The 17,179-nt window shown below is 53.0% G+C and carries 17 protein-coding genes; 15 read left to right on the forward strand and 2 right to left on the reverse strand.

Features of this window, described 5'->3' with window-relative positions; genetic code table 11:
* Position 1: 1 nt before the first annotated feature.
* The 9 genes from ispD to FHW71_RS15990 all read left to right on the forward strand — a co-directional run bounded on the left by ispD (position 2) and on the right by FHW71_RS15990 (position 8,392).
* On the forward strand, positions 2-718 hold the full coding sequence (gene ispD / locus FHW71_RS15950) for a 2-C-methyl-D-erythritol 4-phosphate cytidylyltransferase (protein WP_061719932.1): 717 nt from the start codon (positions 2-4) through the stop codon (positions 716-718).
* Positions 718-1,200: a 2-C-methyl-D-erythritol 2,4-cyclodiphosphate synthase gene (gene ispF, locus FHW71_RS15955; protein ID WP_061719965.1), complete on the forward strand. Its 483-nt coding sequence runs from the start codon at positions 718-720 to the stop codon at positions 1,198-1,200. The genes ispD and ispF overlap by 1 nt, the downstream gene beginning before the upstream one ends.
* Positions 1,197-2,240: a tRNA pseudouridine(13) synthase TruD gene (gene truD / locus FHW71_RS15960; RefSeq protein ID WP_179452269.1), complete on the forward strand. Its 1,044-nt coding sequence runs from the start codon at positions 1,197-1,199 to the stop codon at positions 2,238-2,240. The genes ispF and truD overlap by 4 nt, the downstream gene beginning before the upstream one ends.
* On the forward strand, positions 2,221-2,982 hold the full coding sequence (gene surE / locus FHW71_RS15965; protein WP_179452270.1) for a 5'/3'-nucleotidase SurE: 762 nt from the start codon (positions 2,221-2,223) through the stop codon (positions 2,980-2,982). The genes truD and surE overlap by 20 nt, the downstream gene beginning before the upstream one ends.
* Positions 2,976-3,602, forward strand: coding sequence for a protein-L-isoaspartate(D-aspartate) O-methyltransferase (locus FHW71_RS15970; RefSeq protein ID WP_008104533.1), 627 nt, complete (start codon positions 2,976-2,978; stop codon positions 3,600-3,602). Before surE ends, FHW71_RS15970 begins: the two co-directional genes overlap by 7 nt.
* Positions 3,603-3,774: 172 nt before the next feature.
* Complete coding sequence (gene nlpD, locus FHW71_RS15975) at positions 3,775-4,890, forward strand: murein hydrolase activator NlpD (RefSeq protein WP_154181818.1); 1,116 nt, start codon at positions 3,775-3,777, stop codon at positions 4,888-4,890.
* Positions 4,891-4,938: 48 nt separating this feature from the next.
* Entirely contained in the window at positions 4,939-5,937 is a 999-nt protein-coding gene (gene rpoS, locus FHW71_RS15980; RefSeq protein WP_007893257.1) for an RNA polymerase sigma factor RpoS, read from the forward strand.
* 374 nt (positions 5,938-6,311) lie between these two features.
* Entirely contained in the window at positions 6,312-7,619 is a 1,308-nt protein-coding gene (locus FHW71_RS15985; protein WP_179452271.1) for an MFS transporter, read from the forward strand.
* Between the two features lie 26 nt (positions 7,620-7,645).
* Positions 7,646-8,392: a GolD/DthD family dehydrogenase gene (locus tag FHW71_RS15990; RefSeq protein ID WP_179452272.1), complete on the forward strand. Its 747-nt coding sequence runs from the start codon at positions 7,646-7,648 to the stop codon at positions 8,390-8,392.
* A gap of 107 nt (positions 8,393-8,499) precedes the next feature.
* Here FHW71_RS15990 and mutS read toward each other — a convergent pair whose 3' ends face one another.
* Positions 8,500-11,043: a DNA mismatch repair protein MutS gene (gene mutS / locus FHW71_RS15995; protein ID WP_179452273.1), complete on the reverse strand. Its 2,544-nt coding sequence runs from the start codon at positions 11,041-11,043 to the stop codon at positions 8,500-8,502.
* Between the two features lie 366 nt (positions 11,044-11,409).
* Between mutS and mltB the strand changes: the two genes are divergently transcribed.
* Together mltB and FHW71_RS16005 are read left to right on the forward strand one after the other, a co-directional pair.
* On the forward strand, positions 11,410-12,492 hold the full coding sequence (mltB, locus tag FHW71_RS16000; protein ID WP_061719945.1) for a lytic murein transglycosylase B: 1,083 nt from the start codon (positions 11,410-11,412) through the stop codon (positions 12,490-12,492).
* An 85-nt stretch (positions 12,493-12,577) separates the two neighbouring features.
* Positions 12,578-12,913 (forward strand): zinc ribbon domain-containing protein YjdM, encoded by a 336-nt coding sequence (locus FHW71_RS16005; protein ID WP_061719946.1) that lies wholly within the window; start codon positions 12,578-12,580, stop codon positions 12,911-12,913.
* A 32-nt stretch (positions 12,914-12,945) separates the two neighbouring features.
* Here FHW71_RS16005 and FHW71_RS16010 read toward each other — a convergent pair whose 3' ends face one another.
* Positions 12,946-13,833, reverse strand: a complete 888-nt coding sequence (locus FHW71_RS16010) for a dihydrodipicolinate synthase family protein (protein WP_179452274.1) — start codon at positions 13,831-13,833, stop codon at positions 12,946-12,948.
* A gap of 166 nt (positions 13,834-13,999) precedes the next feature.
* Between FHW71_RS16010 and tam the strand changes: the two genes are divergently transcribed.
* The 4 genes from tam (at position 14,000) to FHW71_RS16030 (ending at position 17,167) form a co-directional block, all read left to right on the forward strand.
* Positions 14,000-14,776, forward strand: a complete 777-nt coding sequence (gene tam / locus FHW71_RS16015) for a trans-aconitate 2-methyltransferase (protein WP_179452275.1) — start codon at positions 14,000-14,002, stop codon at positions 14,774-14,776.
* 102 nt (positions 14,777-14,878) lie between these two features.
* On the forward strand, positions 14,879-15,373 hold the full coding sequence (gene pncC, locus FHW71_RS16020; RefSeq protein ID WP_179452276.1) for a nicotinamide-nucleotide amidase: 495 nt from the start codon (positions 14,879-14,881) through the stop codon (positions 15,371-15,373).
* 92 nt (positions 15,374-15,465) lie between these two features.
* Positions 15,466-16,536, forward strand: coding sequence for a recombinase RecA (gene recA, locus FHW71_RS16025; protein WP_008104515.1), 1,071 nt, complete (start codon positions 15,466-15,468; stop codon positions 16,534-16,536).
* A gap of 175 nt (positions 16,537-16,711) precedes the next feature.
* Positions 16,712-17,167, forward strand: coding sequence for a regulatory protein RecX (locus tag FHW71_RS16030; protein ID WP_286176264.1), 456 nt, complete (start codon positions 16,712-16,714; stop codon positions 17,165-17,167).
* Positions 17,168-17,179 lie beyond the last annotated feature (12 nt).

Here is a 17,179-nt window from a genome sequence, read left to right on the forward strand (position 1 = left end):
CATGAACAAGCGCCCGATCCTTGCGGATGTGATTGCCGTGGTGCCCGCCGCAGGTGTGGGCAGCCGTATGCAGGCTGCCTGCCCAAAACAGTATCTGACCATTGGTCAATTCACCCTTCTTGAACACAGCGTCGCACGTCTGCTGGCACATCCTGCGGTAAAACAGGTGATTGTGCCGGTCAGCAATGACGATGGCTGGTTCGACTCACTGCCGCTGGCGCAGGATTCCCGCATTCTCAGAGTGACCGGTGGCGACACGCGCGCCGAATCGGTGCTGGCAGGCTTAAATGCTATTCAACACAGCGAATGGGTGCTGGTGCATGACGCCGCGCGTCCTTGCCTCCATCCGGACGATTTAGCGCGCCTGTTAGCGGTACGCGAATACAGCAAGGTTGGCGGGATTCTGGCCGCGCCGGTGCGCGACACCATGAAGCGCGCCGAACCCGGCAAAACCGCCATTGCCCACACCGTTGAACGCGAGGATTTATGGCACGCGTTAACGCCGCAATTTTTCCCGCATCAACTGCTCACTGCTTGCCTGACGCGCGCACTCCATGAAGGCGCTACCATTACCGATGAAGCGTCGGCGCTGGAGTATTGCGGTTATCATCCGGCGTTAGTGAGCGGACGTAGCGACAATATTAAGGTGACGCGGCCAGAAGATCTGGCGCTGGCGGCCTTCTATCTTACCCAGATTCAGTTACAGGAGAGCGCATGATGCGTATCGGTCACGGTTTTGACGTTCACGCTTTTGGCGGCGAAGGTCCGTTAGTGATTGGCGGGGTGCGTATTCCCTTCGAACACGGTTTTATTGCCCATTCTGATGGCGATGTGGCGCTGCATGCGTTGACCGATGCCTTACTCGGCGCGGTAGCGATGGGCGATATCGGCAAGTTATTCCCGGATACCGATCCGGCGTTTAAAGGCGCTGACAGCCGCGGTTTGCTGCGTGAAGCCTGGCGTCGTATTCAGCTGAAAGGCTATCGCATCGGTAACGTCGATGTGACCATCATTGCGCAGGCACCGAAAATGTTGCCGCATGTGCCGCAGATGCGCGTCAATATCGCCGAAGATCTCGGATGCCATATGGACGACGTTAACGTCAAAGCCACCACCACCGAAAAGCTCGGCTTTACCGGCCGTGGCGAAGGCATTGCCTGTGAAGCGGTCGCGTTGCTGATAAAGGCCGATCAGGCATGAGTGAGCTGCATTACCTGCACGGCGTGCCCGCAGCCACCGGCGTTATCAAAGCCAATCCCGAAGATTTTGTGGTGATTGAAGACCTCGGCTATCCCTATGATGGCGAAGGCGAGCAGCTGTTGGTGCGCATCCGTAAAATTGGCTGCAATACGCGCTTTGTCGCCGAAGCCATCGCCAAGTTTCTCGGCGTGCCGGTGCGCGATCTCAGCTATGCCGGCATGAAAGATCGTCATGCGGTCACCGAGCAAACGCTGTGTTTCCGCGTGCCCGGCAATGGCATGCCGAATCTGGCGGGATTCCAGCTGGAAGGCGTTGAGATCCTGCAGGTAATTCGCCACAAGCGTAAACTGCGTACCGGCGCGCTGGCGGGCAATGCGTTCCGCTTAATCGTGCGGCAAATTTCTGACCGTAGCGAAGTTGAAACGCGTTTGCAGCAGATTCAGCAGCGCGGCGTGCCGAACTACTTCGGTGAGCAGCGCTTTGGGCGCGGCGGCAATAACCTGACGCAGGCGAAACAGTGGGCGAAGGAAACATTCCGCCCGCGCGATCGCAACATGAAAGGTCTGTTGCTGTCAGCCACTCGCAGTCACCTGTTTAATCAGGTGACCAGCGCACGTTTGCAGCGTGACGGCGCGCTCGACAAGGTGCAGGTGGGCGATGCGGTGCAGCTTGCTGGCCGTGGCAGCTGGTTTGTGGCGCAAGTTGAAGAGTTGCCTGATGTACAGCATCGCGTGGATAATCACCAGCTGCGCATCACGGCGCCGCTGCCCGGTCGTGGTGATCCCGGTCCACAGGGCGATGCGCTGCTTTTTGAGCAGCAAAGTCTGGCAGGCGCGGAAGAATTGATTACACTGCTGGAGCGCGAGCGCGTTGATGCCGCGCGCCGGGCGATGCTGGTGGTGCCAAAGGATCTGCGCTGGGAATGGTGGGATGATGTGACGCTGGAGATGCAGTTCTGGCTGCCCGCCGGCAGTTTTGCCACCAGCGTGGTGCGTGAGCTTCTCCAACAAGAAGGTAACGATGCGGATATTGCTGAGTAACGATGATGGAATTCATGCGCCGGGTATTCAGACGCTGGCGTGTGCTTTACGTGAGTTTGCCGAGGTGCAGGTTGTCGCGCCCGATCGCAATCGTAGCGGCGCATCAAATTCGTTAACGCTGGAAACGCCGCTGCGTACTTTTACGCACGAAAACGGTGATATTGCGGTGCAGATGGGCACGCCGACTGACTGCGTGTTCCTCGGCGTTAACAAGCTGATGCAGCCGCGTCCCGACATCGTTGTGTCCGGCATCAATGCCGGTCCAAATCTTGGCGACGATGTGATTTACTCCGGTACCGTCGCTGCGGCGATGGAAGGGCGCCATCTGGGCTTGCCTGCGCTTGCCGTTTCGCTCAACGGACATCAGCATTACGACACCGCCGCATCCATCACCTGTACGCTGTTACGCGCGCTATCGCGGGCTCCGCTGCGTACTGGCCGCATTCTCAATATCAACGTGCCGGATTTGCCGTTATCGGAGATCAAAGGTTTCCGCGTTACCCGCTGCGGCAGTCGTCATCCCGCCGATCAGGTTATCTGCACCGAAGATCCACGCGGCCAACCGCTTTACTGGATTGGCCCGCCGGGGCAAAAACTGGATGCTGGTCCGGATACCGATTTCGCTGCGGTGGATGCGGGCTATGTTTCGCTGACCGCGCTGCATGTGGATTTGACCGCGCATGCAGCTCAAGGCGTATTAAGTGACTGGCTGATCCAGGCAGAGGTAAAACTCGCATGGTGAATCGCCGCATCGAAACGCTTTTAGAGCAACTGCGCGCGCAGGGCATTCATGATGAACACCTGCTGAAAGCCATTGCTGATGTGCCGCGCGAGCGTTTTATCGATGAGGCGTTTGAACATAAAGCCTGGGAAAACGTCGCGCTGCCAATTGGCAACGGCCAGACCATCTCTCAGCCTTACATGGTGGCGCGCATGACCGCCTTGTTAGAGCTGACGCCGGAATCGCGCGTGCTGGAAATCGGCACCGGTTCTGGCTATCAGACCGCTATTCTGGCGCATCTGGTTAATCATGTTTATTCCGTTGAACGCATCAAAGGCTTGCAGTGGCAGGCGAAGCGCCGCCTCAAGCAACTCGATCTGCACAATATTTCCACCCGACATGGCGATGGCTGGCAGGGCTGGGCGACGCGTGGCCCGTTTGATGCCATTATCGTGACCGCCGCACCACCTGAAATTCCGACTTTGCTGATAGCGCAATTAGGTGACGGCGGCAAAATGGTGCTGCCGGTTGGCGAGGATCAGCAGGTGTTGAAGCGTTTGCGTCGTCAGGGCGATGAGTTGATTGAAGAAATCATCGAGCCCGTGCGCTTTGTGCCGTTGGTTCAGGGCGATCTGGCCTAGGCCACCCTTACGCAATTCTTCACAACTGTTACATGGCACGGCACAGTTGATATTGTTACTATCCTTGTTTATCAATGCTAAAAACCGTTTTTAACGTTACGCGCAGTGGATAATGCGGTTAACGCCGTTACACATTTATATTCAGGGTTGCCATCACGGGGGATCAGTGAGCATGGGAAGCACAGCATTTCAATTACGCCGTTTGGCGGCACTTTCTTTGGTAGGTTTTTGGCTGGCGGGCTGTAGTTCTGGCGATAATACACAGGCACCTATTAGCCAGATTGGTGGTAACAGCGGTGATAGCGGTATGGCTTCAGCCCCAAGTGGCGGCATGATCTCTTCGCAAAACAGCACTGTGCCAGCGATGCCGCATGGCGGAATGTTAAGCGGCGGCACACCATCGGCGCAACCAACGGGTGGAATGGTAAGTGACAATAATAATGTGGCCACAGAAAATGGTCGCATTGTGTACAATCGCAATTATGGGAATATTCCTAAAGGTAGCTACGGCGGCGAAACCTATACCGTCAAACGTGGCGATACCTTGTTCTATATTGCCTGGATTACCGGCAACGATTTCCGCGATTTGGCACAGCGCAACAACATCGCAGCCCCGTATGGCTTGAATGCCGGGCAAACGCTGCAGGTGGGTAACGGCAACGGCCAAACCATCACCGGTGGAAACGCTATCACCGTAGCTGATGCAACTCAGGGCGGCGTGCCAGTTACCCCGAGCCAGACGCAAATTAAATCCACCCCTGTTGCACAGCAACCTGTTATTACGTATTCTGATGATTCGGGTAATTCGTCGGGTAGCAAATTGCTGCCGTCGAAAGGAGCAAATAATGTGGCAACGACCACAGCTCCGGTTGTCGCACCACCTACAGTCAGCAGCACGACTAACAGCACAACTCCAGTGGGAAGCTGGCGTTGGCCGACTGATGGGAAGATCATCGATAACTTCTCCGCTGCGGAAGGCGGAAACAAAGGGATCGATATCGCCGGTTCGCGTGGACAACCTGTTGTCGCCACAGCTTCGGGAAGAGTGGTGTACGCAGGCAACGCGCTCCGTGGGTACGGTAATTTAATCATCATCAAACACAATGATGACTACCTGAGCGCCTACGCCCACAACGACTCTATGCTGGTCCGGGAACAACAGGAAGTTAAGGCGGGGCAAAAAATCGCTACCATGGGTAGCACCGGTACCAGTTCAGTACGATTGCACTTTGAAATTCGTTACAAGGGGAAATCCGTAAACCCGTTGCGTTATTTACCGCAGCGATAATCCGGCAGAACCTTGGTTCTGCCCTTGGATCACGGGTAGGAGCCGCTAATGAACCAGAATACGCTGAAAGTTAACGATTTACATGAAGATGCGGAATTCGAGGAAAACAACGGAGCTGAGGTTTTTGATGAGAAGGCTCTCGTTGAGAACGAACCTGGTGATAACAACGACGTAGCGGAAGAAGAGCTGTTGTCACAGGGTGCGACGCAACGCGTTTTGGATGCGACGCAGCTTTACCTCGGCGAGATTGGTTATTCACCGCTGCTGACGGCAGAAGAAGAAGTCTTCTTTGCGCGCCGTGCACTGCGGGGTGACATTCCTTCTCGTCGCCGCATGATTGAAAGTAACTTACGCTTGGTAGTAAAGATTGCCCGTCGTTACAGCAATCGTGGTCTGGCGCTGCTGGATCTGATTGAAGAGGGTAATCTCGGCTTGATTCGCGCCGTAGAGAAGTTTGACCCAGAACGTGGGTTCCGTTTCTCAACTTACGCCACGTGGTGGATTCGTCAGACAATTGAACGGGCGATCATGAATCAAACCCGTACCATCCGTCTGCCCATCCACATCGTTAAAGAGTTGAATGTTTACCTGCGTACCGCGCGTGAACTTTCGCACAAGCTAGATCATGAGCCAAGTGCCGAAGAGATTGCCGAGCAGCTAGACAAGCCTGTTGATGACGTGAGCCGTATGCTGCGTCTCAATGAGCGCATTACCTCGGTCGACACACCTTTGGGTGGCGATTCCGAAAAAGCGCTGCTGGATATCCTGGCCGATGAGAAAGACAACGGTCCGGAAGACACCACGCAAGACGATGATATGAAACAGAGCATCGTTAAGTGGTTGTTTGAGTTGAATGCCAAGCAGCGTGAAGTGCTGGCACGTCGTTTCGGCCTGTTAGGCTATGAAGCGGCAACGCTGGAAGATGTAGGTCGTGAAATCGGGTTAACCCGTGAACGCGTACGTCAGATCCAGGTGGAAGGACTGCGTCGTCTGCGTGAGATTCTGCAGACGCAAGGTTTGAACATCGAAGCACTGTTTCGCGAATAACAGAATACGTGGGTAACACAAGAAGCGGTGGTGAAAACCACCGCTTTTTTATTGGATAAAATAAAGACACTGATTCTGTTATCTCATTATGAAAAATTTTAACGCCATCACGTAATCCCTTTCCTACGTAATATAAAGGTAAACGTAAACTAAACGCAGTAGATGTTAATTAAACATCTAATAAATGCGCTTTTTATCTTGCTCACATTTAATAAATTGTAATGCTACGCACGACTTTCTTTGCAATATTGCCATTATTCCTTTATCTGTGTCACTCCCATAAAAGTTTTTAGCTCGATGCTATGCCATTTTCTTGCTCGCTGTATCACCAGGATATTCAGGTAATGAATAATTAAAAGGGAGTGAGAAGAACAATGAGTGTGCAAAGCAGTAGTACAAATTCACCATACTCCAAAGTTGTGTTCGGTATGCCAATATCTCTGCTATGGGGATATATCGCGATGGCCATCTTCATGACCGGCGATGGCATTGAACTGGCTCATCTTTCACGATATCTCTACGATCTCGGCTATGGAGAAAAACAAGTCTCATTAGTTTTCACCGTTTATGCATTAACTGCTGCGGTCTCAAGTTGGCTTTCTGGTGCGGTCAGTGAAATTTATGGTCCTAAGAAAATTATGCTCACCGGCGCTATTTGGTGGATGGTGCTACATGCCGTATTTGTTTACTTTGGCGTGAGTGAAAATAACTTTATCTGGATGCTGGTCAGTTATACGCTGCGTGGCTTCGCTTATCCGCTGTTCTTTTATGGCTTCTACGTATTAGTGGTGCAGCGCACGCCTGAGCATCGACTTGCCTCTGCTACCGGCTGGATATGGTCGATGTTTACCATTGGTTATGGCATCACGGCTTCCTTCCTTTCCGGCCTTCTGGTTCCGGAGATTGGCTTCATTAATACGCTTTGGCTATCACTGTTGTTTGCTGCGGTGGGCGGCGTGATTATATTCCTCTCGGTTAAAAATCAGAGTGAAGAGAATCTAAATAGTGAAGGCGTCAGTCGAAAAGAAAAATTACGTGAAATATCGCGTGGAATAACCTTGATCTTTGAAGATCGCAGTATGTTCTTTGCACTGATAACGCGCATCTTATGTAATGTGGCATTATTTGGCTTGCCGGTTTTTATGCCGATATATTTTACTCGTGAGTTAGGTTTTTCTACTAAAGAGTGGGCGACTATCTGGGGCGTGTTTTTCCTCGTGCAACCGATAACCAATGTACTTTGGGGCATTATTGGCGATCGCATTGGCTGGATTTTTCAAATGCGCTGGTTTGGCTTCTTCGGATGCACGATTACCACTGCCGCTTTCTATTATTTACCCTCGCTTTTCCCTGGCAATCTGGCGTTGGCCATCGTCTGCGCGCTGTTATTAGCTTTAACACTCACATCCTTTGTGCCAATGGGAGCGATATTCCCGATGCTGGCGCCGCAACATAAAGGCGCGGCTGTCTCGGTACAAAATCTGGGAGGTGGTTTCGGAAATCTTATTGGCCCGGCGGTTGCCGCACTGATGTTCGGTCTGTCATTTGAAATAAAGCACGTGATTATCACTTTCTCTTTGCTCTATTTTGCCGGCGGCGTGATGACATTCTTTATTCGCAATCCCCAACCAAAGATAGAGCGTAACGCGGCATTAAAGATAACCGCTACCGAATCAGAATAAATACCCTCAATGAAAAGGATAGCAACATGACAACACTATTTTCACTGCAAAATAAAGTCGCCATTGTCACCGGCGCCGCATCGGGAATTGGCTACGCTATTGCTCGCTGTTTAAGTGCTGCGGGCGCGCAAGTCGCGATGGTTGATCGCGCAGAAGAGGTCAAATCGGTTGCCAACAAGATGGACAATCCTGCGCGAGATTACGTTTTCGATCTGGCTAATGTCGAGGCGCTTGGCGAGCTGGTAGAGCAAATCCATCAGGATTTTGGCCGTATCGATATTCTGGTCAATAACGCCGGTATTGGCGTGCTGGAAGCCGTCGGCGAAGTGCAACTCGCCAGTTGGAATACCACGATGTTGATTAACATGACCGCACCATTCTTCCTTGCTCAGCATTGTGCCCGCTATATGAAGGAACAAGGTTTTGGCCGTTTGATTAATATCGCCTCACAGGCCAGCGTCATTGCGCTCAATGAGCATGCGGCATACTGCACCAGCAAATCAGGCATGGTTTCTTTTACGCGCGTGTTGGCAGCAGAATTGGGGCCGTTTGGCATTACCGCCAATGCCATTTCACCTACGGTAGTTGAGACGAAATTAGGTAAGCGTTACTGGCATGGGGAGCGAGCCGAGCAGATGAAATCGAAAATCCCTTCGCGACGTTTTGCCACGCCAGACGAAGTTGCTAGCACGGTGCTGTATCTCAGCAGCAATGAAACGGCTATGGTTAATGGCGAGAATTTAGTGATTGATGGGGGATATAGCGTGATTTAAAGCTGAGCAATTTGATAGTGATGAGCCTGCTGATATTGCTCAACACCAGGGAATTGTAATACAGAAAAATCGCCCGCCCAGAATTTGAAGTCTGGGCGGGCGATTGATTACACCAGCGTTTTCAAGCGATAGATCCATTCCAGCGCTTGTTTGGGCGTTAAGCTATCTGGGTCCAGAGCCTCGAGAGCATCAACCGCCGGTGAGCTTTCTGCCACCAGCAACTGCATTTGCGAACCTTCCACCGTGGATGCGGCAGAGCTGCCAGATAACGCTTCAAGTTCCTTCAGTTTATTACGTGCGCGCTTAATCACGTCCTTCGGCACGCCCGCCAGTGCCGCCACCGCGAGACCATAGCTCTTGCTCGCAGCGCCATCCTGCACGCTGTGCATAAAGGCGATGGTGTCGCCGTGTTCGACCGCATCCAGATGCACATTTACTACACCTTCCATTTTTTCCGGCAGCGTGGTCAGCTCGAAATAGTGGGTGGCGAACAGCGTCATGGCTTTAATGCGATTCGCCAGACTTTCAGCGCAGGCCCATGCCAGCGACAAACCATCATAAGTTGAGGTGCCGCGCCCGATTTCATCCATCAGTACCAGACTGTTTTCGGTGGCGTTATGCAGGATGTTGGCGGTTTCCGTCATCTCCACCATAAAGGTTGAGCGTCCGGAAGCCAGATCATCAGCGGCACCGACGCGCGTGAAGATGCGATCAATTGGGCCAATGACGGTCTCTTCCGCTGGTACATAGCTGCCAATCCACGCCATCAGTGCAATCAACGCTGTCTGACGCATATACGTACTTTTACCGCCCATATTGGGGCCAGTGATAATCAGCATGCGCCGCTGCGGTGAAAGTGAAAGCGGGTTAGCGATAAACGGCTCTTTCAATACCTGTTCGACCACCGGATGGCGGCCCGCAGTAATACGGATGCCCGCTTTTTCTTGCAGCACAGGACGGCAATAGTTCAGCGTCCAGGCGCGTTCGGCCAGGTTCGCTAACACGTCCAGTTCAGAGAGTGCTGCCGCACTGATTTGCAGGGCTTCAAGATGCGGTAGCAGGCGGTCAAACAGCTCATCGTAAAGACCTTTCTCCAGCGCTAGCGCTTTGCCTTTCGACGTCAGAACCTTGTCTTCATACTCTTTCAGTTCAGGAATGATATAGCGTTCAGCATTCTTTAGCGTCTGGCGACGAACATAGTGAATCGGCACCAGATGACTTTGACCACGACTAACCTGAATGTAGTAGCCATGAATCGCGTTAAAGCCGACCTTCAGCGTATCCAGCCCGAGTTTCTCGCGTTCACGGATTTCCAGACGATCAAGATAATCGGTGGCGCCATCAGCCAGCGCACGCCATTCGTCGAGTTCAGCGTTGTATCCCGGAGCGATCACACCACCGTCACGTACCAGCACCGGCGGCGATTCAATAATTGCGTGTTCCAGCAACTCTCGTAGCTCGTTGAATTCGCCCATTTGCGATCGCAGATTGATTAATTGGGTAGCTTCAACGCCTTCCAACTGCTGGTTCAACTCTGGCAACTGCTGGAAGGCATGGCGCATACGTGCCAAATCGCGTGGGCGCGCGGTGCGCAGTGCCAGTCGCGCCAGAATACGCTCAAGATCGCCCACCTGACGCAGTACCGGCTGCAGCTCCTGACTGAGCGATTGCAGTTCGGCAATAGACTCCTGACGACGCGCGATGGTCGTAACATCACGCAGCGGCATATGCAGCCAGCGTTTCAGCATACGGCTGCCCATAGGCGTAACGGTTTTATCCAGTATCGCCGCCAGCGTGTTTTCAATGCCGCCAGCCAGATTCTGCGTAATTTCCAGGTTGCGGCGCGTAGCAGCATCCATGATCACGCTATCCTGCTGGCGCTCCATGCTCAGTGAGCGAATATGCGGTAGCGAAGTGCGCTGTGTATCTTTGACATATTGCAGCACGCATCCCGCTGCACGCAGTGCCAGATGCGCCTGCTCAACACCAAAACCATTTAAGTCGCGGGTGCCAAATTGCAGGTTCAGCTGCTGGCGCGCCGTATCGATTTCATATTCCCATAGCGGACGGCGACGCAGGCCACGGCGTTGATCGATCAACGTCATTGCCTGGAAATCTTCAGGATAGAGCAGTTCAGCCGGGTTGGTGCGCTGCAGTTCTGCTGCCATCGTCTCCAGATCGCCGGGTTCACTCAGGCGGAAGCGGCCAGAACTGATGTCCAGCGTTGCATATCCAAAACCACGTTGGCTCTGGAAGATAGCGGCGAGCAAGTTATCCTGGCGCTCTTGCAGCAGGGCTTCATCGCTGATGGTGCCGGGTGTAACGATACGCACCACTTTTCGCTCAACCGGGCCTTTGCTCAAGGCCGGATCGCCAATCTGTTCACAGATCGCCACCGATTCGCCGAGCTGGACCAGTTTCGCCAGATAGCCTTCAACCGCATGGTAAGGCACGCCCGCCATAGGGATCGGTTCACCGGCAGAAGCGCCGCGTTTGGTCAGGGAGATCTCTAATAGCTGTGAAGCGCGTTTCGCGTCATCGTAAAACAGCTCGTAGAAGTCGCCCATGCGGTAAAACAGCAGGATGTCAGGATGATCGGCCTTCAGGCGCAGGTATTGCTGCATCATCGGCGTATGGCCATTAAAGTCCATTTGCTCTGCTCCTTTCATCTCATTCTCACTCAACGTTCATTCTTTTAATTACCTGAGGCTGGGTCAATGCAGCCCGGAAGTGTCGTTATCGTGTGGACGGATAACGAAAGCGGGATATTACCATTTTTGCCACCGGACCTTCATCCGCCAGCAGGGCTTTATGGCTGCCGACCATAACAAATTGCTGCAAACGGTAAAAAGCAAAATTTAATGAAAAAGGTAAAGTGTGGAGCCGTTTCGCAAATTCACGTTGTAACCGGCTGAAACTGGCGAGAAACGGTTAAATTTTAAGATATTGCTCTGTATGTCACCCCGATGAACGATTACCATGAGTGCTTCCGGTTTCACCTGGCTTATGGATATCCAATGCGTTTTAAGGTTGCTCTTCTTCCGCTTATTACTCTGCTTGCTGCCTGCAGCAGTAAGCCTGCATCCCACCAGCAGCCCGCCGTTGTGCCTGCACCTAAAGGCGGTTTTTTGCTGGAACCTTCACACGCGGTTCAACCGATGTTTGGCGATTTTGCGGGTAACCCTGCCGCTGAACAGTTCATTGATCAAATGGTGGCAAAACACGGTTTTAACCGTGAACAGTTGCACGCGGTGATTGGCCAGGCGAAGCGTCTGGATTACGTACTGCGCCTGATGGACCAGCAAGCGCCGAGCTATACGCCGCCAACCGGACCGAACGGTGCATGGATTCGCTATCGCAATAAGTTCATTACGCCGGATAACGTGCAGAATGGCGTGGCATTCTGGAATCAGTATCAGGATGCGCTGCAGCGTGCGCAGCAGGTTTACGGTGTGCCGCCGGAAATCATTGTTGGCATTATTGGCGTTGAAACGCGCTGGGGCAGGGTAATGGGCAAAACGCGCTTGCTGGATGCGCTGGCAACCTTGTCATTTAGCTATCCGCGTCGCGCAGCTTACTTCAGCGGTGAGCTGGAGACCTTCCTGCTGATGGCGCGTACAGAGCAAGACGATCCGCTGGATCTGCGCGGCTCCTTTGCCGGTGCGATGGGTTATGGACAGTTCATGCCATCCTCATATAAGCAATATGCGGTCGATTTTAATGGCGATGGTCATATCAACCTTTGGGATCCGGTTGATGCGATTGGCAGCGTAGCCAACTACTTTAAAGAACACGGCTGGCGTGCGGGCGAAAACGTTGCAGTGCCAGCCAGCGGTCAGGCTCCAGCGTTGGAGAATGGCTTTAAAACCAAGTACCCGGTAAGCACCTTAGCCGCGAGTGGTTTAACGCCACAGGGATCGCTGGATGGTAACTCTCAGGTAAGCTTGCTGCGTTTGGATCTCGGCACCAGTTATCAATATTGGTACGGCCTGCCCAACTTCTACGCCATTACGCGCTACAACCACAGCACCCACTATGCAATGGCGGTGTGGCAGTTGGGTGAAGCCGTGGCTAAAGCACGTCAGGGCAGCATGTTTTAATGCTGTCCATATAAATTGTGAGGGTATAAGATGGCGCCCCTTTTGCGGTGCCATCTTCACCGCATCCGACTTCTGAGGAGCGCTTATGAGTACCTTACCTGCCTGTCCTGTATGCCAGGCCGATTACACCTGGCAAGATGGCGAGAACCTGAATTGCCCATCTTGCGGCCACATCTGGACGGCAAGCGCCGATGATGCAGTTGACGGCTTGGTGGTGCGCGATGCCAACGGCAACCTGCTAGCGGATGGCGACAGCGTAACTGTCGTTAAAGATCTCAAGGTTAAAGGCAGCTCTTCCACGCTGAAAATTGGTACCAAAGTCAAAAGCATTCGCCTGGTCGAAGGCGATCACAACATTGATTGCAAGATTGATGGCTTTGGTCAGATGAAACTCAAATCTGAGTTCGTCAAAAAGAACTAATCACAGGACGGCTCGGCGCCGTCCTGCTTGTTTCAACTCAGCAAACGATCCACTTCTTCGCACTGTTCCGCTGTTAGCTCGCCACCATAATTGCGCGAGTAGCTGCGCATTGAATCAAATTGGCGTGCAACGGCCGTTTTTATGGTGGTAACAAAATCATCACCAATGGTGTAAATCGCCATCAACTTACCAATGCGTTGCTGAATCTCACTGAGCTGCGCTAAATCGCCCGCCCGCCAGGCCTGCATCGCTCGGGCAAACAGCTCCGGCACAATATTGTTTAAGCCGGAAATCACACCGGAACCGCCAGCCAGCAGATTGGGCAGCAGATATTCGTCATAACCGGAAAGCACGGTGAAATCGCTGCGCACTTTCTTGGTTTCTTCAATCATCGCGCGGTTGTGCGACAAACAATCCATGGTGTCTTTGATGCCAACAAAGTTGGGTAACTCTGCCGCCAGTTCTGCGACCAGTGCAGGCGTTAAATCGCAGCCGGTACGCGCGGGGAAATTATAGGCAAACCATTTGCCGCCCAACTGTGTATCAAGCGCTTTGAAATAGCTCAGCAGCTGTTTATGTGTCTGCCCGTAATAGTAGGGAGGCAGCACCATCACAGCATCAAATCCGTTCTGCCAGGCCGCATCCGCCAGCTGCAGCATATCCGCAATACAGGTGCTGGAGACGTTTGCCACCATGCTTAGTGGTGAGAGTTGGCGCGCCTCGCGGATCAGTAACAGGCGCTCCTGCTGCGAGAGCGAGGCAAACTCGCCAATGCTGCCCATCAACAGCAAGGTATCAATGCCTGATTGATTCAGGCGCGAAAAATGGCGGCTAAGCGCATCAATATCCAGATTATTGTTGCTGTCGAAGGGCGTTACTGACGGACACCATACGCCGGGCAATGCGGGTTGTGCAGACATAACAAGCTCCGTATTAAGAAAATGAAACATCGTTTTAACTTAATGCTATCTACACAGGCTAACCAGTTAGCGAGGATAAAAAGGTGAGATATCGCACTTTTCTCTTTCTATTAAGGCGAGAAAAGCAGGTAGTGTTTAGCCCCTCAGCCAAGACAGGAGCATTGCCATGCAAGACTGGAATCCACAGCTGTATCGCCAATTCGAATCAGAGCGAACCCGTCCGGCGCGTGAGCTATTGGAGCGCATTCCGCTCGATGATGTGCGCTTTGCCACTGATCTTGGTTGCGGACCCGGCAACAGTACCGAGCTACTGGCGCAAGCCTGGCCGAAGGCGCAGATAACCGGAATTGATAGCTCTGCCGCAATGTTAGAGCAGGCGCGCGAACGTCTGCCCACCTGCCATTTTCAGCAGGCTGATATTCGTCGCTGGCAGGCCGAACAGCCGCAGCAGGTTATCTATGCCAATGCCTCGCTGCAGTGGTTGACCGAGCATCACACATTGCTGCCGCATCTGGTTGATCAATTGGCCATCGGTGGCGCGTTAGCGATTCAGATGCCCGATAACCTTGAAGAACCGTCGCACCGCTTGATGCGTGAAGTGGCGGCGAATGAAAAGTGGCAGGCGTTGATTTCACCTCAGGCGGCGGATCGCAAACGTCTGCTGACTACCGATCATTATTACGACTTGTTGACCGATGCGGGTTGCAAGGTTGATATCTGGCGCACCACTTATTATCACCCGATGGCAGATGCGCAGGGCATCATTACCTGGTTGCGTGCCACCGGGCTGCGTCCTTTCCTTGCGGGGCTTGATGAAACCCAGCAGGCCGCATTTCTCCATGATTATCACCAGGCACTTATTCCGGCTTACCCCGCACGCAGTAACGGCCAGGTTTTGTTAGCCTTCCCGCGCCTGTTTATGGTTGCAGTGAAAACAGGCTGAGGTATCTGGAAGCCAGTACGCAGAAATGATGGCTGAAGGTTGAAAAGGGCTTTTCAGCGCACCATTTACTGCTAACGTGAAGCGCCACAACGGGAGAAGGCGATGAACGATGAACAGTTACAGCAGCTAAGTCGCCGTATTGGCGAGCAGCTGAAGAAACGTCAGGCAACGGTGACCGCAGCGGAATCCTGCACCGGTGGCTGGATTGCGAAAGTCTTTACCGATATCAGCGGCAGCTCCGCCTGGTTTGAGCGCGGTTTCGTCACTTACAGCAATGAAGCTAAGCAGCAGATGGTGGGCGTACAGGACACAACACTGCAGCAGCATGGCGCCGTAAGTGAACAGACGGTGCGTGAGATGGCGACCGGTGCGGCAAAAGCAGCGGCGGCGGAATACGCCATCGCGGTAAGCGGTATTGCCGGTCCGGAGGGTGGTACGCCCGATAAACCGGTGGGCACCTTGTGGTTTGCGATTGCGGGACCAGAGGGGCGCGTATTAGCGCAGCGCCAGATCTTTGCTGGCGACCGTGATGCGGTGCGTCGTCAATCAGTGGCCTGGGCGCTGCAAACGCTGCTTAATGAATTTCTGATAAATTAAACTTGATACTGTATGACCATACAGTATAATTAGCGGCAACAGAACGAGCGACATACTTGATGTCGACTCACCCAGCATGATTAGGAGTGGAAATGGCGATCGACGAGAACAAACAGAAGGCTTTAGCTGCCGCACTGGGCCAGATTGAGAAGCAATTTGGTAAAGGCTCCATCATGCGCTTGGGTGAAGACCGCTCAATGGATGTCGAAACCATCTCTACCGGCTCACTGTCACTGGATATCGCGCTGGGCGCGGGTGGCTTGCCGATGGGACGTATCGTTGAGATTTACGGACCGGAGTCTTCGGGTAAAACCACGCTGACGCTGCAGGTTATTGCTTCTGCACAGCGTAAAGGTAAAACCTGTGCCTTTATCGATGCCGAGCACGCACTGGATCCGGTATACGCAAAAAAACTGGGCGTTGATATCGATAACCTGCTGTGTTCACAGCCGGATACCGGTGAGCAAGCACTGGAAATTTGTGATGCGCTGGCGCGTTCAGGCGCGGTTGACGTCATTATCGTCGACTCCGTGGCGGCGCTGACGCCGAAAGCGGAAATCGAAGGCGAGATCGGCGATTCACACATGGGTCTGGCCGCTCGTATGATGAGCCAGGCAATGCGTAAGCTGGCTGGTAACCTGAAGCAGTCCAACACGCTGCTGATCTTCATCAACCAGATTCGTATGAAGATTGGTGTTATGTTCGGTAACCCGGAAACCACAACCGGCGGTAACGCGCTGAAATTCTACGCTTCTGTTCGTCTGGATATCCGCCGTATCGGTGCGATTAAAGAGGGCGACGAAGTGGTCGGTAGCGAAACCCGCGTGAAAGTCGTGAAGAACAAAATTGCGGCACCGTTTAAGCAGGCTGAATTCCAAATCATGTACGGCGAAGGTATCAACACCTTTGGCGAGCTGGTGGATCTTGGTGTGAAGCATAAGCTGGTTGAGAAAGCCGGTGCGTGGTACAGCTACAATGGTGAGAAGATTGGTCAGGGTAAAGCTAACTCCACCAACTTCCTTAAAGAGAACCCGGCGATTGCGAATGAGATCGACAAGAAGCTGCGTGACTTGCTGTTAAGTGGTGAAGTCGCCGCTGCTGATACAGCGAAAATCTCCGCTGATGATCGCGAAGAAGCCAGCGAAACCAACGAAGATTTCTAAAATATTAACGGGAGCAGAGATGCTCCCGTTTTGCTTTTCCCCGCCAGCGCTTTTCCTCTCTGCCTTCTTGCTTTACCCTGCGTCCCTGCACGACTGTTAGAACAAGGTTGATCCTATGTCATCGTCACCATCTGCGGCACCTGTGCCAACATATTCCCGTTTGCTGGACCGTGCTATGCGTATCCTCTCGCAGCGCGATCACAGTCGCGAAGAGCTGAAGCGTAAGTTGCAGCTCTCTTCCCAACGCGCGGCCTACCTGCAGCAGCAGGAAAACACGCCGATTCCCGATGAGTTACTGGAAAAAGTGCTCGACTGGTGTCAGGAGAGCGGTTGGCTCAACGATGAGCGCTTTACCGAACGCTTTATTCAAAGCCGTGCGCGTAAGGGATATGGTCCGCAGCGCGTGCGTATGGAGTTGCAGCAAAAAGGCATTGGCCGCGATGAGATCAATCAGGCGCTGTTCGATACCGAAGTGGACTGGAGCCAATGCGCAGCCGACCTTGCCAAACGCAAATTTGGCGAACCCTTGCCGCAAACCTGGGCCGAGAAAAGCAAGGTTCAGCGTTTTTTAATGTCGAAAGGCTTTATGATGGAAGATATTCAGACTGTTTTCAGAAATAGTGACGACTGAAAGGCGATGTGA

The organism is Enterobacter sp. Sphag1F, from assembly GCF_014193275.1.
In the GTDB taxonomy this organism is placed as follows: domain Bacteria; phylum Pseudomonadota; class Gammaproteobacteria; order Enterobacterales; family Enterobacteriaceae; genus Pantoea; species Pantoea symbiotica.